The sequence below is a fragment of the Leifsonia sp. 10N434 genome (genome assembly GCF_056394405.1).
Map to the genome: position 1 here is coordinate 179,802 of NZ_JBFTHV010000008.1, position 18,214 is coordinate 198,015.

Here is an 18,214-nt window from a genome sequence, read left to right on the forward strand (position 1 = left end):
CATCCCCCTGTGAGCAATGAATTGAAGGTACGGCACGGCCGTTCGAGGCTGCGGATGATCGTCGCGTTCGCGGTCGGAGTCGTCGTGGCGATCGTGACGGGACTGCCGGGAGGCTGGGCGTACGCGGGGGCGACCGGCTGGGCGGCGGCCTGTGTCGTGTACGTGGTCTGGGTCTGGGCGGTCATCTGGCGGTTCGGCCCCACCCAGACGAAGGCGCACGCGATCAAGGAGGACCCGGGGCACCGCATCTCGGAGCTGCTGCTGCTGATCGCCAGCATCGCCAGCGTCGTGGCCATCGTGATCATCCTGGTCGCCGCCCGGCACTCGGCCGGCATCGAGAAGCTCGGGCTCGCCGTGCTCGCGGTGGCCAGCGTCGCCCTCTCCTGGGCGCTCGTGCACACCCTGTTCACCCTGCGCTACGCGCGGCTCTACTACCGCGGCACCGAAGGCGGCATCGACTTCAACCAGAAGGAGGCGCCGCAGTACAGCGACTTCGCCTACCTGTCGTTCACCCTCGGGATGACGTACCAGGTCTCCGACACGAACATCGGCAACACGGCCATCCGGAACACGGTGCTGCGGCACACCCTGCTCTCGTACCTGTTCGGCTCCGTGATCCTGGCGACGACCGTGAACCTCATCGCCGGCCTCACCTGACCGCGTCGGCGCTCAGCGCAGTCGGTGGTCAGCGCACGTAGTCGGTGGTCAGCGCACGTAGGTGAGGAAGCGGTACCGCAGGCCGCCCTCGGCGGTGTGCCAGCCGTCGGCGGGATCGATCGCCGAGACGCTCCACTCGTCGCCGAGCGGCGGAGCCCAGGTGTCTCCGTCGACGTCGAGGTCGATCTCGGTCACCTCGACGCGGTCGGCCGCAGACAGCGAGAGGCCGTAGAGCTCGGCGCCCCCGATCACCCAGGTGGTCGACGACGTGGTGGGTCCAGCCGCGGCGACGGCGGCTTCGATCGAGTCGACCACGGTTGCCCCGGTGGCCTCGTACCCGGACTGCCGGGTGACCACGATGTTCGCCCGACCGGGGAGCGGCCGGAAGCGTTCGGGCAGCGAGTCCCAGGTCTTGCGTCCCATGATGACCGCGCCGGAGCCGGTGAGGGCGCGGAAATGCGCGAGGTCCTCGGGAAGGTGCCAGGGCATCCGGCCGCCGGCGCCGATGACCCGGTCGTTCGCCTGCGCCCAGATCAGGGCGAGGCTCACACCGCCACCGCTGCGCGGATGGCCGGGTGGTGCTGGTAGTCCTCCACGATGAAGTCCTCGAACGTGTAGTCGAAGATGCTCGCGGGCGTGCGGGCGAACCGCAGCTTCGGAGCAGGATACGGGTCGCGGCTCAGCTGCTCGGCGACCTGGTCGAGGTGGTTGTCGTAGATGTGGGTGTCACCGCCGGTCCAGACGAATTCTCCGGGCTCCAGACCCACCTGCTGCGCGACCATCATGGTGAGCAGCGCGTAGCTGGCGATGTTGAACGGGACGCCGAGGAACATGTCGGCGCTGCGCTGGTAGAGCTGACAGGAGAGCCGGCCGTCGGCGACGTAGAACTGGAAGAACGCGTGGCACGGCGCGAGCGCCATCTGCGGGATGTCGGCGACGTTCCACGCGGAGACGATGATGCGACGGGAATCCGGGTTCGTGCGCAGCTGGTCGATGACCTGGCTGATCTGGTCGATGTGCGAGCCGTCGGGCGCGGGCCAGGAGCGCCACTGCACGCCGTAGACCGGACCGAGCTCGCCATCGGCGTCCGCCCACTCGTCCCAGATGGTCACACCGTTCTCACGCAGCCAGCCGACGTTGCTGTCGCCGCGGAGGAACCAGAGCAACTCGTACGCGATCGACTTGAAGTGCACGCGCTTGGTCGTGATGAGGGGGAATCCCTCGGCGAGGTCGAATCGCAGCTGGCGGCCGAACACGCTGCGTGTCCCGGTGCCCGTGCGGTCGGATTTTCGGCTGCCGTTCGCGAGGACGTCGCGCAGCAGGTCTTCGTACGGAGTCGCAATCGTCGTGGTCATCGAGTCGATGGTACGTCGCCGCGGGAACCGCGCGCGACCGACCCTCGGAGCCGGGGCGAAATCGCAGGCCGCGCACCGGTTCCGCCACCGGCTGCGTCGGTAGGCTTTCGTCATGGACAGCGATGAGGTCGCGAACGACCCGTCCGTCGTGTCTGTCCCGGGGCGACGGAGGGCGACGTATACGCCGCCCGTGCGTCGCCGCGCGCCCGGGAGCGATCCCGACCCCGCGCCCGTGAGCGAAGACGCAGAATCTGCCGCCGAGCCGGAATCCGCCGCTGAGTCGGCCCCTGAGCCCGAGCCCGTCGCCGCGACAGCGCCCCAGGCGATCCACGACGACGACGAGCTGGCGCGTGCCCTGGAGGAGCAGGTCTCGCGCATGACCTCGGCCGTGCCGATCATCGCCGGCCCGACCGTCGTCGGCACCGACGGCATCGCGGATGCCGCCCTCCTCACCGACGACCAGGTGGCGGCGCTCGTCGACGAAGACCTCAACGCGCACGACACACTCGCGGCGATCACCCACCTCGAGAACGTGCTGGCCGCACGCGCGACGACGGCGATCCCTATTCAGAGCCCGGCGCCGCCGCCCGCCGAGGTCGCCGCCGCTCCCGAGGCGGTAGCCGACGCTGCACCCGAGTCCGAGCCGGAGCCCGAGTCCGAGCCGGAGCCGGAGCCCGAGCCGGAGCCCGACGCCGCGCCCCACGGCGACGAAGACGATGACGCAGCCTGGGCCGACGGAACCCCGACCGAGCTGATCAGCTTCGACGACCTCGACCTCCGGCGCCGCGACGACGGACCGGAGCCGACGTTCAGCGCCTGGATCGCTCCCGCGGCCGCCGCGGAGTCACCGCCGGAGCCGCCACCGCCCCCGGCCGCCGACATCCCGACCCCCGCCGACGTCCCCGCCGTCGGCACCTCGACGCCGGAGCCCCGGCAGCGCGTCGAGCCGCTGGGCTACGTGCCACCGGAGACCGCGCCCGCCGACTCGCAGCCCGTGCCCTTCGTGCCGCTCGAGCCGCTGCCCGTCGATCATCCGGATGCTCCCAGCGTCGACTCCGTGCCGCTGCCCATCGTCGAGGCCGACCAACTGGCCGGGCACGCGGTCGCCGCCGGGCTGGCGCGCGACGAGATCGACGACGATCTCGAGGACGACGCCGACGACGTGCGGCTTCCGACGGGATCGCTGTCGGCGCCCCTGGCCAGCCCGCGGGTGTCAACGGATGAGCGCCTGCTGTTCGATGCGGAGCCCGAGGCGGCACCCCTGTTCGTCGTGGAGGAGTCCGGCGTGGAGCCGACCCCCGTCGATCGCCGGGTCGGGCACGCCTCTCGTTTGTTCTGGCTCTGGTTCGCCGCCACGTCGTCGCTGATCAGCGTCGGCGTCGGCGCGACATTGTTCGAGCTGGGCCTGAGCCTGCGTCAGATCCTCGTCGCGACCCTGGTGGGCGTCGCGCTGTCGTTCCTGCCGCTCGGCCTCGGCACGCTCGCCGGCAAGTGGAGCGGCCAGCCTACGATGGTGGTCTCCCGTGCGACCTTCGGTCTCCGCGGCAACGTCGTGCCGGCCGCGCTCGCCGTGCTCACTCGGCTGTTCTGGGGCGCGGTGCTGCTGTGGCTGATCGGAGACGCGGCCGGCTCGCTGGCCGTCGCCCAGGGCTGGTCGTCGAACGCCGTCGTCCCGACGACCATCGCTCTCGTCGTGGCCGTCCTGATCGCGCTCGCCGTCGCGTACTTCGGCTATTCGCTCGTCGCGCGGGTGCAACTGGTGCTCACGATCGCCTCGGCCGTGCTGATCGTCACGATGATCGCGATCACCGCCCGCTCGGTGGACCTCACGGCGACGCTCGCGGTTCCGGATGCGGCCTGGCTGCGCGTCGTGACGGGCGCGGTGATCGTGTTCAGCTTCATCGGTCTCGCCTGGGCGAACAGCAGCGCGGAAGGGGCCCGCTATCAGCGGCCGGGATCGTCCGGTGGTGGCGGCATGCTGTGGGCGACCTTCGGTGCGGCGCTCCCTCCGCTGGTCCTCATCTCCTACGGCGGCATGCTCGCGGCGTCGGACAGCGCCTTCGCGCAGCAGCTCGCCGTCAACCCGATCGTGGCGTTCTCCGAGCTCGGGCTGCCGTGGTGGTACCCGATCCCGCTGCTGCTGTCGGTCACCCTCAGCCTGCTGTCGGCTCTCGTACTGAACATCTACTCGGGCGGGTTCACCCTGCTGGCGATCGGCCTGCGGCTTCCCCGCGCGACGAACACCATCGTGATCACGGCCGGCATCACCGTCGCCGGGGTGCTGCTCACCCTCACGGCCCTCGACCTGTCGAGCATCGTGCAGAGCGTGCCCATCACCCTCGCGGTCCCCGTCGCGGCGTGGGCCGGGCTCTTCGCGGCGGAGATGATGGTGCGCGTCCGCCGTCTCCACCAGCCGTCGCTGGTGACGCGCGGCGGCATCTATCCGGATTGGCGCTGGGGCAACCTGGCGATGCTCGTCGTCGCCACGATCGTCGGCCTCGGGCTCATCCGGTCGAATGTGCCGTGGCTGGAGTGGGAGGGGTACCTGTGGCGCGCGTTCGGCGTCGACCCGGCGAGCCCGCTGGCGCTGAGCGAGCTCGGGGTCATCGTGGCACTGGCCATCGGCGCGCTCACGCCGCTCGTGGCGGGGATACCGGCCGTGCGCCGGCAGGAGCGGGCGATCGGCTGACCTGCTGATGCTGATGGGCGAATCCCGTAGGCTCGTTGCCGTGCCACACACACTGTCTTCCGTCCACGCCGCCGTCGAGGCGCTCTGGCCGCTGGCGGGCGCGGAGAGCTGGGATGCGCCCGGCCTGCTGTCTGGGGATCCTGCCGCCGGGGTCGAACGCATCCTGCTCGCCGTCGACGCCGTGGCGGACACGGTCGACGAGGCGATCGAACGCGAAGCGGATCTGCTGCTGGTGCACCACCCGCTGCTGATGCGCGGCGTGACGAGCGTCGCGGAGGACCGCTACAAAGGCGCGTTGCTGGCTCGACTCATCCGGGCGGACTGCGCGCTGATCGCCGCGCACACCAACGCCGACGTGGTCGCCGATGGGACCTCGGCCGTGCTGGCCGCCCGCCTCGGTCTCGTCGACCCGACCCCGATCGACCCGTCCGGCGACGGCGAGACCGGCATCGGCCGGGTCGGAACGCTCTCCGAGCCGACGACGCTCGGTGCGCTCGCCCGCCGGGTCGCCGACCTGCTTCCGCCCACCGCCGGCGGCGTGCGCGCGTCGGGCGACTACCACCAGCCCGTCTCGCGCGTCGCCGTCTGCGGGGGAGCGGGCGACTCGCTGCTCTCCGCCGAGGCCGTGCGCTCGGCCGACGTCTACATCACGGCCGATCTCCGCCACCACCCGGCGTCGGAGGCCCGGGAGCAGGCACTGCTGTCCGGCGGACCGGCCCTGCTCGACGTGTCGCACTGGGCGAGCGAGTGGCTCTGGCTCGACACCGCCGCCGCCCAGCTGCGCGCCGCGCTGCCCGGTGTCTCCGTCGAGGTGAGCGAGCTGCGCACCGACCCCTGGGACTTCGCCATCCTGCAGTGACCGCGGAGGCGACACCCGTGACGACCATCCTGAACCGAAGAGAGACGTGAACCGTGAAAGCCAGCCCCACTGATCAGAACGAGCTGCTGCGACTGCAGAGCGCCGACACGCGTCTCACCCAGCTCGAGCACACGGCCAAGAACCTGCCCCAGACCAAGGAGCTGCAGAGCCTGCAGCCGGAGGTGGACGCGCTGCGCGCCCGCTGGATCGCCCGCACCGGTGAGCTCGAAGACGCCCGCACCGAGCTCAAGCGGGTCGAATCCGACGTGGAGGTCGTCGAAGCACGGATGGCGCGCGACACGGCTCGCGCGCAGCAGACCTCGTCGATGAAGGACGTGCAGGCTCTCGAGAACGAACTGGCCGCACTCCGGAAGCGGCGGGACGATCTCGAGGAGATCGAACTCACGGTCATGGAGCGGGTCGAGGAGTTCGAAGCATCGCTCGCCGCCGTCGAGGGTGAGCGGGCCGAACTGGGCGCCCGCGTGAACGCCCTGGAGGCCGCGCGCGGGGAGGAACTGGCGAAGATCGACGCCCAGCGCGCCTCCCTGGCGAAGGATCGCGAGACCATCGCCGCGACGATCCCCGCCGACCTGATCGAGCTCTACGAGAAGCAGCGCGCCCGCTACGGGATCGGCGCCGCCGCCCTCCTGCACGGGGTCTCGCTGGGCAGCAATGTGAAGCTGACCGAGTCCGACCTGGCCGTCATCCGCCGGGCGGCGGCCGACGACGTGGTGCTCTGCCCCGACAGCGGCGCCATCCTGATCCGCAACGAGGAATCCGGTCTCTGAACCTCTGCCGAGACGCGGCTGAACGCCCAGTTTCGGCCTGTAGGCTGATTCACGAATGGGCCGGCAAGACGGTCGCGTCGGCTCACCTCGGTGAGCCGCCGAGGAACGTCCGGGCTCCACAGAGCAGGGCGGTGGGTAACACCCACCCGGGGTAACCCGCGAGACAGTGCCACAGAGAACAGACCGCCTCCCGGCGCGGCCGAGAGGTCGCGGCGGGCGGTAAGGGTGAAACGGTGGTGTAAGAGACCACCAGCGACCGGGGTGACCCGGCCGGCTCGGTAAACCTCGCCCGGAGCAAGGTCAGACAGGGAACGTTGAGGCTGCTCGCCGAGTTCCCGGGTAGACCGCTGGAGGGCGGCGGCAACGTCGTCCCGAGATAGATGGCCGTCCACGGTGCTTCGGCACCCGGACAGAACCCGGCGTAACAGCCGGCCCATTCCTCGATCGACGGGGGAGTCATGGTGGGCGACGAGCGGGCGCGGAGGATCTCCGTGATCGCCGGCGTGCTGTCCGGTGTGGTGATCGCCCTCGTCGTGCTCGGCTACTGGTTCGCCGTCTGGTTGTTCGCCGCCGCCCCGTCGTTCGTGCCGGCGCCGGGCGACGCCGTGACTCCCGGCCACTACGACGAGGTGTTCCGCGTCGGCGTCGTCGCGCTCGTCTACTGGGTGGGCGCGTTCACGGTCGCGCTCGGCGTGGTCGTCGCCATCACCGTGCTGGGCGTCCGCACGCTGGAGCGGCTCTGGGAGTGCTCGGCGGCGTCGCTGATCGTTCCGCGGGTCGATGAGGCGGATCCGGCGGTGACGATCGCTCGCATCGCGGGTCGGGCGGGCCCGTGAGACGCCTCAGTCGTCGGGTGTGAACCGGTAGCCCATCCCCGGCTCGGTCAGCAGGTAGCGCGGGCGCGACGGCACCGGTTCGAGTTTCTTGCGCAGCTGTGCGAGGTACAGGCGGAGGTAGCCGGTGTCGCTGGTGTACTGCGGTCCCCAGACCTGGGTGAGCAGCGACTGCCGCGTCACGAGGCGACGCGGGTTGCGCACGAGCACGTCGAGGATCGCCCATTCGGTCGGCGTCAGGCGCACCGCCTGCGTGCCGTCGGGCGTCGTGCGCGTCACCTGGCGTGCGGCCAGGTCGACCGCGATGTCGCCGAACCGCACCACGGGCTCGTCGGTGGCGGCCGGCTGGCGGCGGGTGAGCGCCCGGATGCGCGCGAGCAGTTCGTCCGCCGCGAATGGCTTGGTCACGTAGTCGTCCGCGCCGGCGTCCAGTGCGTCGACCTTGTCACCGGAGTCGGTGCGACCCGACACGACGAGGATCGGCACCTGGCTCCAGCCGCGCAGTCCCTCGATGACCTCGATCCCGTTCAGTTCGGGCATCCCGAGATCGAGCACCACCAGGTCCGGATGCTGGTCCACCGCGAGGCTGAGCGCCTCCGCCCCCGTTCTGGCCACCGACACGTCGTAGCCGCGGGCAGTGAGCAGGATGCGCAGCGCCCGCAGGATCTGCTGGTCGTCGTCGGCGATCAGGATCTTCACGAACGGGCCTCCTCGGGCTGTACGGCCGACGGCGCGACCGGAAGGGAGACGACCATGGTGAGCCCGCCTCCGGGGGTGTCCTCGGCCTCGAGGGTGCCGCCCATCCCCTCGACGAACCCTTTGGAGAGTGCGAGGCCGAGCCCGACGCCGGTGGTGTTGTCCGTGTCGCCGAGCCGCTGGAACGGCACGAACACGCTCTCCCGGCGCTCGCCGGGGATGCCGGGGCCGTGGTCGATCACGCGCACCTGCACCGTGCCGGCGAACTCGCTGGCGGCGATGACCGGGCGGGAGTCGACGGGGGAGAACCGCAGCGCGTTGCTCAGCAGGTTGACCAGCACGCGCTGCAGGAGAATCCCGTCGGTCAGCACGGCGGGAAGGGAGGCGGGAAGGTCGAGTTCGACCTCGGCCGGCCCGAGCGACAGCTCGTCGAGCACGGAGGGCACGACATCGTCGAGGTCGGTGGGCGCCAGGGACACGGCGAGCACGCCGGCCTGCACGCGGCTGACGTCGAGGAGGTTGGTGACAAGGCGGGCGAGGTTGTCGAGGCTCTCCTCCGCCGTCTCGAGGAGGGTCTCGCGGTCGTCCGTGCTGAGACGCAGATCGGACTGCCGGAGCGTCGTGACGGCGGCGGTCGCGGCGGCGAGCGGTCGTCGCAGATCGTGTCCGACGGCCGCGAGGAGGGCGCTGCGCACGCGGTCGGTCTCGGCCAGCGGCGCGAGCTCGCTCGCGGTCGCGGTGAGCTCGCGATGTTCCAGGGCCGCGTCGAGCTGCGTGACGATGACAGCGAGGAGGCGGCGGTCGGCGGCCTCCAGGTCACGGCCGGAGAGTTCGAGCGTGCCGCGGGTGCCGACCGGCGTCGTGCGGGTGTGCTCCGCATCCGACGGCTCGCCGTCGGTGGCGACGACCTCGGTGCCGTCGAGCAGTCGCACGCCCGTGAGGCCGAACGCCTCGCGGGTGCGGGTGACGAGCGCCTGCAGGGCGTTCTCGCCGCGGATGATGCCGCCGGCGACGGTCGCGAGGAGCTCGGCTTCCGCCGCGGCGCGGATCGCCGCGCGGCTTCGGCGCGCGGCCTGATCGACGACGAGGCTCACGAGCGTGGCGATCACCAGGAAGAGCACGAGCGCCAGCAGGTGCAATGGCTCGCTGATCGTGATCGTGTAGAGCGGCTCGACGAAGAAGAAGTCGAGCGTGATCCCGGACAGCAGTGCTGCGAACAGCGCCGGCCAGATGCCGCCGACCAGGGCGACCAGCACCACGAGCAGCTGATAGCTCAGCACGTCACTGGTCATCGAGTCCGCGGTGCGCATCGACACGAGCAGCCAGGTGAGCAGGGGGCCGCCGACCAGGGCCAGCAGGAATCCGAGAACCCGGCGGCGCGCCGTCAGCCCGCCGGTGCGCCGGGGGAGCGAGAACCGTCCCCCCGCCCGCGAGTGCGAGACGATGTGCACGTCGATGTCACCGGATTCGCGGATGACGGTGGATCCGATGCCGGGGCCGGTGAGCAGGGCTGCGAGCCGGCTGCGGCGGCTGACGCCGATGACGAGCTGCGTCGCGTTGGAGCCGCGGGCGAAGTCGACCAGGGCGCGCGGGATATCGCTGCCGACGACCTGGTGATAAGTTCCGCCGAGCTGTTCGACGAGGGCCCGCTGGGCGGCGAGCGCGCGGGGGTTGGCCTCGCGGAGGCCGTCCTGGCTGGTGACATGCACGGCGAGGAGTTCGCCGCCGGCCGACCGCGCGGCGATCCGCGCTCCCCGGCGCAGCAGTGTCTCGCCCTCCTGGCCACCCGTGAGGGCCACGACGACGCGCTCCCGCGCCTCCCACGTGCCGGCGATGCCGTGCTCGGCGCGGTACCGCAGCAGGGAGCTGTCGACCTCGTCCGCCAGCCAGAGCAGCGCGAGCTCGCGCAGGGCGGTGAGGTTGCCGAGACGGAAGTAGTTGGAGAGCGCAGCGTCGATACGGGCGGCGGGATACACATCGCCGTCGGTCAGGCGATCGCGCAGGGCCTGCGGTGCGAGGTCGACCACCTCGATCTGGTCGGCGCTGCGCAGCACGGAGTCGGGGATGGTCTCGCGCTGATGCGCCCCGGTGATCTGCTCGACCACGTCGTTCAGCGACTCGATGTGCTGGATGTTCACCGTCGACATCACGTCGATGCCGGCGGCGAGCATGTCCTCCACGTCCTCCCAGCGCTTGGCGTGCTCGGAGCCGGGGGCGTTCGTATGGGCGAGCTCGTCGACCAGGGCGAGCTGCGGCGCGCGCGCCAGCACCGCATCCAGATCGAGTTCGGTGAGCTCGATGCCGCGGTGCTCGATCGTGCGCCGCGGGATCACCTCGAGCCCGTCGAGCATCGACGCCGTGGCGGCGCGGCCGTGGGTGTCCACGACCGCGACGACCACGTCTCTGCCGAGGGCCTGCAGGCGCCTGCCCTCTTCGAGCATGGCGTACGTCTTGCCGACGCCAGGCGCAGCGCCGAGCATCACCCGCAGGTGGCCTCGTGGCATCGTCTACTCGCCCATCTCCGCCAGCGCGATGTTCAGCTGGAGTGCATTCACCGTCGGGTCCCCGGGAGAGCCGAGGTCCCGTCCCTGAATCTTAGACTCGACGAGCCGGCCTGAACCCTAGCGGTCCCCGCGCACCGCCAGCGCGGCCGCACCCAGGATGCCCGCATTGTTGCGGTGCACCGCGGGCACGATCTCGGTCTTCAGGTCGAGGAGGGGGAGGAAGTCCTTGTAGTTCTTGGAGACGCCGCCCCCGACGATGAACAGGTCGGGGGTGAACAGGAACTCGAGGGTCGAGTAGTACTTCTGCAGTCGCTTCGCCCACTTCTCCCACGAGAGGTCCTCGCGTTCTTTGGCCGAGTACGCGGCCTTCGACTCGGCGTCGGCGCCGTCGATCTCGAGGTGGCCGAGCTCGGCGTTCGGGATGAGCACGCCGTCGTAGATCAGCGCGGAGCCGATGCCGGTGCCGAGGGTGGTCATGATGACGAGGCCGCTCTTGTCCTTCGCGGCGCCGAAGCGGGACTCGGCGTAGCCCGCCGCATCCGCGTCGTTCACGAAGTGGATGTCGCGACCGAGGGCCTTCTCGAAGAGGTCCTCCGCGTGCAGATCGATCCACTTCTTCGACACGTTCGCCGCCGAGAGAGTCACCCCGTGGCTGACGATGGCGGGGAAGCACACGCCGACCGGGGCGTCCGGGTCTTCCGCGGCCAGCTGGTCGACGATCTTCTTCGTGGTCTGGACGATGTCGTCGGGCTTGCCGCCCTCCGGAGTCGGCAGCTTCACGCGGTCGCTGACGAGTTCGCCGGAGTCGAGATCGACGAGACCCCCTTTGATACCCGTACCCCCGACGTCGATCCCGATTGCGGTGTTCTTCGAACTCATGGCACGAATCTACCCCGCCGGACCACGGATCATGGAAGCGTCAGGACCTCGGCTCCGCGTTCGGTGACGACGAGTGTGTGCTCGAACTGCGCAGTGATGCTCTTGTCGCGCGTCACGACGGTCCAGTCGTCGGCCCACATGTCCCACTCGTGCGTGCCCAGCGTGAGCATCGGCTCGATGGTGAACACCATGCCGACCTCCATCACGTCGTCGTACAACGGGGCGGAGTCGTAGTGCGGGATGATCAGGCCGGAGTGGAACGCCGCCCCGACGCCGTGGCCGGTGAAGTCGCGTACGACTCCGTAGCCGAACCGCTTGGCGTACGACTCGATCGCGCGGCCGATCACGTTCACCTGGCGGCCGGGTGCGACGGCCTTGATGCCGCGGGTGAGGGCCTCGCGGGTCCGGTCGACGAGCAGCGTGACCTCCTCGCTCGCCGTGCCGGCGATGAAGGTCTGGTTGCTGTCGCCGTGGAAGCCGTTCTTGTACGCAGTGATGTCGATGTTGACGATGTCGCCGTCATCGAGCACGGTGTCGTCGGGGATGCCGTGGCAGATCACCTCGTTCACCGAGCTGCAGATCGACTTGGGGTAGCCGCGGTACCCGAGGGTGGACGGATAGGCGTCGTTGGCCAGCAGGAACTCGTGCCCGATGATGTCGAGCTCTTCCGTGGTGATGCCGGGACGGACGGCCTCGCCGACCAGCTCGATCGCCTGCGCCGCGATGCGGCCGGACTCGCGGATGAGAGCGATCTCGTCGGGCGTGTAGACGTCGCCGCCGCTGTAGGGGGACGGGCCTTTCTTGCCGACGTATTCCGGGCGGGGGATGCTGGAGGGGACGGGGCGCATCGGCGAGACGCGTCCGGGAACCAGGTGAAGGGCGGAATCCTTGGGCATAGGATCAAGCTTATGACCGGCGAGAACGACTATGGGATCACGCAGGACGCGGAGCACCGCTTCTGGTACAACATGAAGACCGGCCAGGTCGAGCAGGGCTTCCTGTCTCCTGCGCCCGACCGGGTCGGACCGTTCGAGACGCACGAAGAGGCCGAGCACGCGCTCGAGAAGCTCCGCGAGAACAGCGCCAAGTGGGCTGAGGAAGACGCGCGCGACGACCGCTAGAAGCTCTGCTCCTCGGTCGGGAAGGCGCCGCCCTGCACGTCGGCCTTGAAGGCCGTGGCCGCATCGGTCAGGATGCCGCGCAGGTCCGCGTACTGCTTGACGAAGCGCGGGATGCGACCGGTGGTGAGTCCTGCCCAGTCGGTCCAGACCAGCAGCTGACCGTCCACATCGGGGCCGGCGCCGACACCGATGGTCGGGATGCGCAGCTCGGCCGTCACCCGCTTTGCGATGTCGGCGGGCACCATCTCCATCACGACGGCGAACGCTCCGGCGTCTTCGACCGCGTGCGCGTCGGCGAGCAGCTGCTCGGCCCCTTCTCCGCGACCCTGGATGATGTGCCCGCCCAGGCCGTGCTCGCTCTGCGGCGTGAAGCCGATGTGGGCCATGACCGGGATTCCGGCGTCGACGATGCGGCGGATCTGATCGGCGCTGCGCACACCGCCCTCGAGCTTGACGGCGTGGGCGCCGGTCTCCTTCATGAAGCGCACGGCGGTGTGGAGGGCCTCGAGCGCTCCGGTCTCGTACGAGCCGAACGGCATGTCGGCGACGACGAAGGCGCGCTTGACGGCCCCGGCGACCGCGCGGGTCAGCGGGATCAGCTCGTCCACCGTCACCGGCAGCGTCGTCTCGTAGCCGAGCACGTTGTTGCCCGCCGAGTCGCCGACGAGCAGGAAGTCGATGCCGGCCGCGTCGAAGATCTGCGCAGTGAGCTGGTCGTAGCTCGTGAGCCCGGTGAACTTGGAGCCCTGCTCCTTCGCGGTCTGGAAGTGCCGGGTTCGCACCCGCTTGAGCGACTGCATCGTCGGGATCGAGGAGGAGACGGACGGCATCGGAGACTGCTCAGACATGGGCTCAGTCTAGTGAGCGGCAGACAGGCCGAGATGGCCGCGCCGGGCCTGTGGAACCAGTAGCCTAAGAAGGCTGACGAAAGGGGCAGGATGGACAAGCAGCGCGACTTCGTTCTTCGCACGATCGAGGAACGTGGCATCAAGTTCGTGAGGCTGTGGTTCACCGATGTCGTCGGCACCCTCAAGTCCGTCGCGATCGCCCCGGCCGAGGTCGAGGGCGCGTTCGCGGAAGGCCTCGGCTTCGACGGTTCGGCGATCGAGGGCCTGACCCGCGCCTACGAGTCCGACCTGCTCGCGCATCCGGATCCCACGACGTTCCAGATCCTGCCGTGGCGCGGCGAGATCGACCCGACCGCCCGCATGTTCTGCGACATCACGACGCCCGACGGCCAGCCGTCGGTGTCCGACCCGCGCAATGTGCTCAAGCGCACGCTCGAGAAGGCGGCCGACCGCGGCTTCACCTTCTACACGCATCCGGAGATCGAGTTCTACCTGCTCAAGTCGTCGCAGTACGGTCCGGAGGGCCCCGAGCCCGTCGACTCCGCCGGCTACTTCGACAACGTGCCGGGCGGCACCGCCCACGACTTCCGCCGCCGATCGGTCCGGATGCTCGAAGATCTCGGCATCTCGGTCGAGTTCAGCCACCATGAGGCGGGCCCCGGTCAGAACGAGATCGACCTGCGCTACGCCGACGCGCTCACGACGGCCGACAACATCATGACGTTCCGCACCGTGATCAAGGAGGTAGCCATCGAGCAGGGCGTCTACGCCACCTTCATGCCCAAGCCGCTCTCCGGGCATCCGGGGTCGGGGATGCACACCCACATGTCGCTCTTCGAGGGCGACACGAACGCCTTCTTCGAGCCGGGCGCCGAGTACCAGCTCTCCAAGATCGGCCGCCACTTCATCGCCGGCCTCCTGCGCCACGCACCGGAGATCACCGCGGTGACCAACCAGTTCGTCAACTCCTACAAGCGGCTGTGGGGCGGCGACGAGGCGCCCAGCTTCGTCTGCTGGGGTCACAACAACCGCTCCGCGCTCGTGCGCGTTCCGCTCTACAAGCCCAACAAGGGCCAGAGCTCGCGCGTCGAGTACCGCGCGATCGACTCGGCGGCCAACCCGTACCTCGCGTTCTCGCTCATGCTGGCCGCCGGCCTCAAGGGCATCGAGGAGCAGTACGAGCTGCCGCCCGAGGCGGAGAACAACGTGTGGGCGCTCAGCGACGCCGAGCGTCGCGCGCTCGGCTACAGCCAGCTCCCGGCCAGCCTCGACCACGCCATCTCGCTGATGGAGGATTCGGAGCTCGTCGCCGAGACGCTCGGCGAGCAGGTGTTCAACTACGTGCTGCTGAACAAGCGGCAGGAATGGCATGCGTACCGCGCGCAGGTCACGCCGTACGAGCTGCAGACCAACCTCGAGATCCTCTAGGCGCCGTGGCGCGCGACCAGCTCTCCCTGACCACTCTGGCGCGAGCCGGTTTCGTGGGGCTCAGCTCCGTGCGCGCGCAGCTCGACGAGCTGGCCGCGCTCACGGGGCTCCCGGTCGAGGAGTCGCTGCCGGTCTTCCGTGTCGCCGCGGATCCGGACACGGCTCTCGCGTGCGCGATCACCCTGCTGCGTCGTGCGCCCGATGAGGCCGCACGGTACCTGACCAGGCGTCAGCCGGCCGAGCGCGCCCTGCGGGTGATCGGCGCCTCCGAGGGGCTCGCCGAATTCTTCCTCCGTCAGCCGGCGCAGCTCGACGCGCTCGCCGAGCCGATCACGCGCCTGCCGACGGCCGCCGAACTGCGCGACGACCTGCTCGCATCCGTCGGCGCCGTCGACGGCTTCGCGGGGGTCATCGAGGAGGAGGCGTGGACGGCCCTGCGCATCCGGTATCGGCGGCGGCTCGCGCAGATCGCGAGCTTCGATCTCGAGCAGTCCGACCCGGTCGACGGGCTGGACGCCGTGGCCGCCGCCCTCGCGGATGTCGCCGCTGCAGCACTCGAGGCGTCGCTCGCCGTCGCCCGGCGCCAGGCGAGCGGAACCGGCCCGGGGCGCTTCCCCGAAGACGAGGTGCGGGCCACGCGGTTCTCGGTGATCGGGATGGGCAAAGCCGGCGCCCGCGAACTCAACTACGTGAGCGACGTCGACGTGATCTTCGTGGCCGAGGGCGACGAGGAGGCCGGGCTGTCGTCCGGCCGCGCGGTCGACATCGCCACGCGCCTCGCGGTGCTGATGATGCGCGGCATCGATGCGCCCGCCATCGAGCCCGGCCTGTGGGAGGTCGACCCCAACCTGCGACCTGAGGGCAAGGATGGCGCGCTCGTGCGCACGCTGGAGTCGCACCTCGCCTACTACGACCGCTGGGCGAAGGGCTGGGAGTTCCAGGCGCTGCTCAAGGCGCGCCCCCTGGCCGGCGACCTGGAGCTGGGGGAGCGGTACGTCACCGCCCTCTCGCCCAAGGTGTGGAGCAGCGCCTCCCGCGAGAACTTCGTCGAGTCGGTGCAGCGGATGCGCGAGCGCGTCACCGACCACATCCCCGACGACGAGGTCGAATACCAGCTCAAGCTCGGACCGGGCGGCCTCCGCGACGTCGAGTTCACGGTGCAGCTGCTGCAGCTCGTGCACGGCCAGACCGACGACCAGGTTCACCAGCGGGCGACGCTGCCCGCGCTCGCGGCTCTCGCCGCCCAGGGCTACATCGGGCGCGAGGAGTCGGCGGAGTTCTCGCGGGATTACCGCACCCTGCGCCTCCTCGAGCACCGGCTGCAGCTGCGGCACCTCCGGCGTACGCACCTCATGCCGCGCGACGAAGGCGACGTGCGGGTGCTGGCACGGGCATCCGGACTGGCGACGGGTGCGACGCAGCTGCTCGAGGTGTGGACCGGCATCAAGCACGCGGTGCGGGGCCTGCACGAGCGGCTCTTCTACCGGCCGCTGCTGAGCGCAGTGGCCGCGACGGCGACGGAGGACGCCCGGCTGACCGACGGTCCGGGGCTGACCAGCGCCCAGGCCGAGGCGCGGCTCGCGGCGATCGGCTTCCGCGACCCACGCGGTGCGCTCGCCCACATCGCCGCCCTCACTGGCGGGGTCTCGCGGCGCGCGACCATCCAACGGCACCTGCTACCGGTCATGCTGCAGTGGTTCGCCGACGGCGCCGACCCGGATTACGGACTCCTCACCTTCCGGCGGCTGAGCGAGGACCTCGGCTCGACGCACTGGTATCTCCGGATGCTGCGCGATTCGAGCGGCGCGGCCGAACGTCTCACCCGGGTGCTGTCGGGGTCGCGTTACGCCGGTGAGCTGCTCGGCCGCATCCCGGAATCGGTCGCGTGGCTCGAGTCGGAGGACGAGCTGCGGCCGCGGTCGGCGGAGCAGCTGCAGGAGGAGACCCGCGCCATCCTCGCGCGGCACGATTCGGCGGTGACGGCGGCGGCGGCGCTCCGCGCGGCCCGGCGGCGCGAGGTGCTGCGGCTCGCCTTCTCGGCGATCCTCGGATTCTGCACCGTCGAGGAGCTCGCCGAAGGACTGTCGGCCGTCACCGAGAATGTGATCGCCGGCGTCCTCGAGGCGGTACGTGCCGCTCGCGGCGATCGCGACCTCCTGGAGTTCGCCGTCATCGGCATGGGACGGTTCGGCGGGCGAGAGCTCGGCTTCGGGTCGGACGCCGACGTGATGTACGTCTTCCGCGCGCTGGGGGACGATCAAGGAGCGGCGCATACCGCCGCGCTCGGCATCGTGTCGGACCTGAACCGGCTGACCGAGGACAACCAACTGCCTCTCGACCTCGACATCGGCCTGCGTCCCGAGGGCAAGAACGGCACACCGGTGCGCTCACTCGAGTCGTATCGTGCGTATTATCAGCGCTGGTCGCTCACCTGGGAGGCGCAGGCGCTGCTGCGGGCCCGCGGGGTCGCCGGTGACGCCGCGCTGCTCTCCGACTTCGAGCTGGTCGCCGACGAGGTGCGCTACCCCCCTGCGATCACCGACCAGGCGGTGCGCGAGGTCAAGCGCATCAAGGCGAGGGTCGAGAACGAGCGGCTGCCGCAAGGAGCCGACCCCACTCGGCACCTGAAGCTCGGCCGCGGATCGCTGAGCGACGTCGAATGGTTCGTGCAGCTCATCCAACTGCAGCACGCCGCCGAGCTCCCGGCGCTGCGCACGACATCGACATTGGGGGCGCTGTCGGTGGCCGCCGAGAACGGGCTGGTGAACGACGACGATGCCGGCAAACTGCGGGATGCGTGGGTCTTCGCCTCGCGCGCGCGTTCGGCGATGACGCTCTGGAGCAACAAGACCGCGGACGTGCTGCCGTCCGACCGGGTGCAGCTCGACGGCGTCGCGCGCCTGCTCGAATATCCGCCGGGATCGGCCAGCCAGCTGGAGCAGGACTATCTCGCCGTCACCCGTCGTGCGCGCGCCGTGTTCGAGCGGTCGTTCTACGGCCAGCCCGAGCGGCCGGCTCCCAGCACCGCCTGAGCGGTGGCCGCCCGCAATAGGGCCTGAGGTCCTGAGCATGTGTCGGGTTTGTTAACACTGCGTGATCACTGCCCACATGGCTTGATCGACGTCTGAGAACACCCCCAGAATGGGGCACCACAACCTCACAGGCGTTTCCGGTCCCCGTTCACCGGGGAATCCCACCCTCTCAGGTCCTCAACGTCGTGGATGCCAACACCCCTCTGCGGAAGCAGGTCCGGCCGTGTTCATCTTCATTCTTCAGCTGCGCCATATGGCGGCCGGTCATCCGGAGTTTTATCTGTTTGCGGTGTATTCGGCGTTGATCTGGGTGATTTGGGTGATCAAGGTGGTGGTGTCGAAGCGGTATCGGCCGTATGTGGAGCCGCATGTGGTGTCGACGAGTGTGGTGGTTCCGGTGGTGGATGAGCCTCTGGAGTTGTTCCGTGATGTGTTGGGGCGGATGGTGGAGCAGCGTCCGGGGGAGATCATCGTGGTGATCAATGGGGCGCCGAACCCGGGTCTGGTGGGGGTGTGTGAGGAGTT

Annotated in this window: 15 protein-coding genes, 1 other RNA gene and 1 pseudogene; 10 read left to right on the plus strand and 7 right to left on the minus strand. The window is 70.0% G+C overall.

Going from position 1 to position 18,214, the window contains the following annotated elements; genetic code table 11:
* Positions 1-9: 9 nt before the first annotated feature.
* Entirely contained in the window at positions 10-657 is a 648-nt protein-coding gene (locus AC1DB1_RS18190) for a DUF1345 domain-containing protein (RefSeq protein WP_271176326.1), read from the plus strand.
* Between the two features lie 48 nt (positions 658-705).
* Here AC1DB1_RS18190 and AC1DB1_RS18195 read toward each other — a convergent pair whose 3' ends face one another.
* Both AC1DB1_RS18195 and AC1DB1_RS18200 read right to left on the minus strand, forming a co-directional pair.
* Positions 706-1,206: a dihydrofolate reductase gene (locus AC1DB1_RS18195; RefSeq protein WP_477201806.1), complete on the minus strand. Its 501-nt coding sequence runs from the start codon at positions 1,204-1,206 to the stop codon at positions 706-708.
* Positions 1,203-2,012: a thymidylate synthase gene (locus AC1DB1_RS18200; protein ID WP_477201807.1), complete on the minus strand. Its 810-nt coding sequence runs from the start codon at positions 2,010-2,012 to the stop codon at positions 1,203-1,205. Before AC1DB1_RS18200 ends, AC1DB1_RS18195 begins: the two co-directional genes overlap by 4 nt.
* Positions 2,013-2,124: 112 nt before the next feature.
* Here AC1DB1_RS18200 and AC1DB1_RS18205 point away from each other — a divergent pair, with 112 nt between their 5' ends.
* The 5 genes from AC1DB1_RS18205 (at position 2,125) to AC1DB1_RS18225 (ending at position 7,184) form a co-directional block, all read left to right on the plus strand.
* Positions 2,125-4,701, plus strand: a complete 2,577-nt coding sequence (locus tag AC1DB1_RS18205; protein WP_477201808.1) for a cytosine permease — start codon at positions 2,125-2,127, stop codon at positions 4,699-4,701.
* A 40-nt stretch (positions 4,702-4,741) separates the two neighbouring features.
* Positions 4,742-5,560, plus strand: a complete 819-nt coding sequence (locus AC1DB1_RS18210) for a Nif3-like dinuclear metal center hexameric protein (protein WP_271176322.1) — start codon at positions 4,742-4,744, stop codon at positions 5,558-5,560.
* Positions 5,561-5,613: 53 nt separating this feature from the next.
* A complete protein-coding gene (locus AC1DB1_RS18215; protein WP_477201809.1) occupies positions 5,614-6,348 on the plus strand; it encodes a zinc ribbon domain-containing protein in 735 nt (244 codons plus the stop codon).
* A 56-nt stretch (positions 6,349-6,404) separates the two neighbouring features.
* Positions 6,405-6,788: RNase P RNA component class A (gene rnpB, locus AC1DB1_RS18220), an RNA gene on the plus strand.
* 18 nt (positions 6,789-6,806) lie between these two features.
* Positions 6,807-7,184, plus strand: coding sequence for a hypothetical protein (locus AC1DB1_RS18225; RefSeq protein ID WP_477201810.1), 378 nt, complete (start codon positions 6,807-6,809; stop codon positions 7,182-7,184).
* 6 nt (positions 7,185-7,190) lie between these two features.
* On the opposite strand, the gene AC1DB1_RS18230 is transcribed toward AC1DB1_RS18225, so the two are convergent.
* From AC1DB1_RS18230 to map, 4 genes are all read right to left on the minus strand, one after another.
* Positions 7,191-7,880: a response regulator gene (locus AC1DB1_RS18230; protein WP_271176319.1), complete on the minus strand. Its 690-nt coding sequence runs from the start codon at positions 7,878-7,880 to the stop codon at positions 7,191-7,193.
* Positions 7,877-10,381, minus strand: a complete 2,505-nt coding sequence (locus AC1DB1_RS18235) for a DUF4118 domain-containing protein (RefSeq protein WP_477201811.1) — start codon at positions 10,379-10,381, stop codon at positions 7,877-7,879. The genes AC1DB1_RS18230 and AC1DB1_RS18235 overlap by 4 nt, the downstream gene beginning before the upstream one ends.
* Positions 10,382-10,498: 117 nt before the next feature.
* The gene (gene ppgK, locus AC1DB1_RS18240) at positions 10,499-11,260 is read right to left on the minus strand and encodes a polyphosphate--glucose phosphotransferase (protein ID WP_271176317.1); all 762 of its coding nucleotides are present in this window, start codon (positions 11,258-11,260) and stop codon (positions 10,499-10,501) included.
* A gap of 29 nt (positions 11,261-11,289) precedes the next feature.
* Positions 11,290-12,156, minus strand: coding sequence for a type I methionyl aminopeptidase (gene map / locus AC1DB1_RS18245; protein WP_477201812.1), 867 nt, complete (start codon positions 12,154-12,156; stop codon positions 11,290-11,292).
* Positions 12,157-12,168: 12 nt separating this feature from the next.
* Here map and AC1DB1_RS18250 point away from each other — a divergent pair, with 12 nt between their 5' ends.
* The gene (locus tag AC1DB1_RS18250; RefSeq protein ID WP_271176315.1) at positions 12,169-12,381 is read left to right on the plus strand and encodes an SPOR domain-containing protein; all 213 of its coding nucleotides are present in this window, start codon (positions 12,169-12,171) and stop codon (positions 12,379-12,381) included.
* On the opposite strand, the gene panB is transcribed toward AC1DB1_RS18250, so the two are convergent.
* On the minus strand, positions 12,378-13,229 hold the full coding sequence (gene panB / locus AC1DB1_RS18255) for a 3-methyl-2-oxobutanoate hydroxymethyltransferase (protein ID WP_271176314.1): 852 nt from the start codon (positions 13,227-13,229) through the stop codon (positions 12,378-12,380). The two genes, AC1DB1_RS18250 and panB, sit on opposite strands and share 4 nt — an antisense overlap.
* A gap of 90 nt (positions 13,230-13,319) precedes the next feature.
* Here panB and glnA point away from each other — a divergent pair, with 90 nt between their 5' ends.
* The 3 genes and pseudogenes from glnA to AC1DB1_RS18270 all read left to right on the plus strand — a co-directional run.
* On the plus strand, positions 13,320-14,657 hold the full coding sequence (glnA, locus tag AC1DB1_RS18260; protein ID WP_271176313.1) for a type I glutamate--ammonia ligase: 1,338 nt from the start codon (positions 13,320-13,322) through the stop codon (positions 14,655-14,657).
* A 5-nt stretch (positions 14,658-14,662) separates the two neighbouring features.
* Complete coding sequence (locus AC1DB1_RS18265) at positions 14,663-17,689, plus strand: bifunctional [glutamine synthetase] adenylyltransferase/[glutamine synthetase]-adenylyl-L-tyrosine phosphorylase (RefSeq protein ID WP_477201813.1); 3,027 nt, start codon at positions 14,663-14,665, stop codon at positions 17,687-17,689.
* A 223-nt stretch (positions 17,690-17,912) separates the two neighbouring features.
* Positions 17,913-18,214 (plus strand): annotated as a pseudogene (locus AC1DB1_RS18270) (glycosyl transferase family 2); the annotation flags it as partial.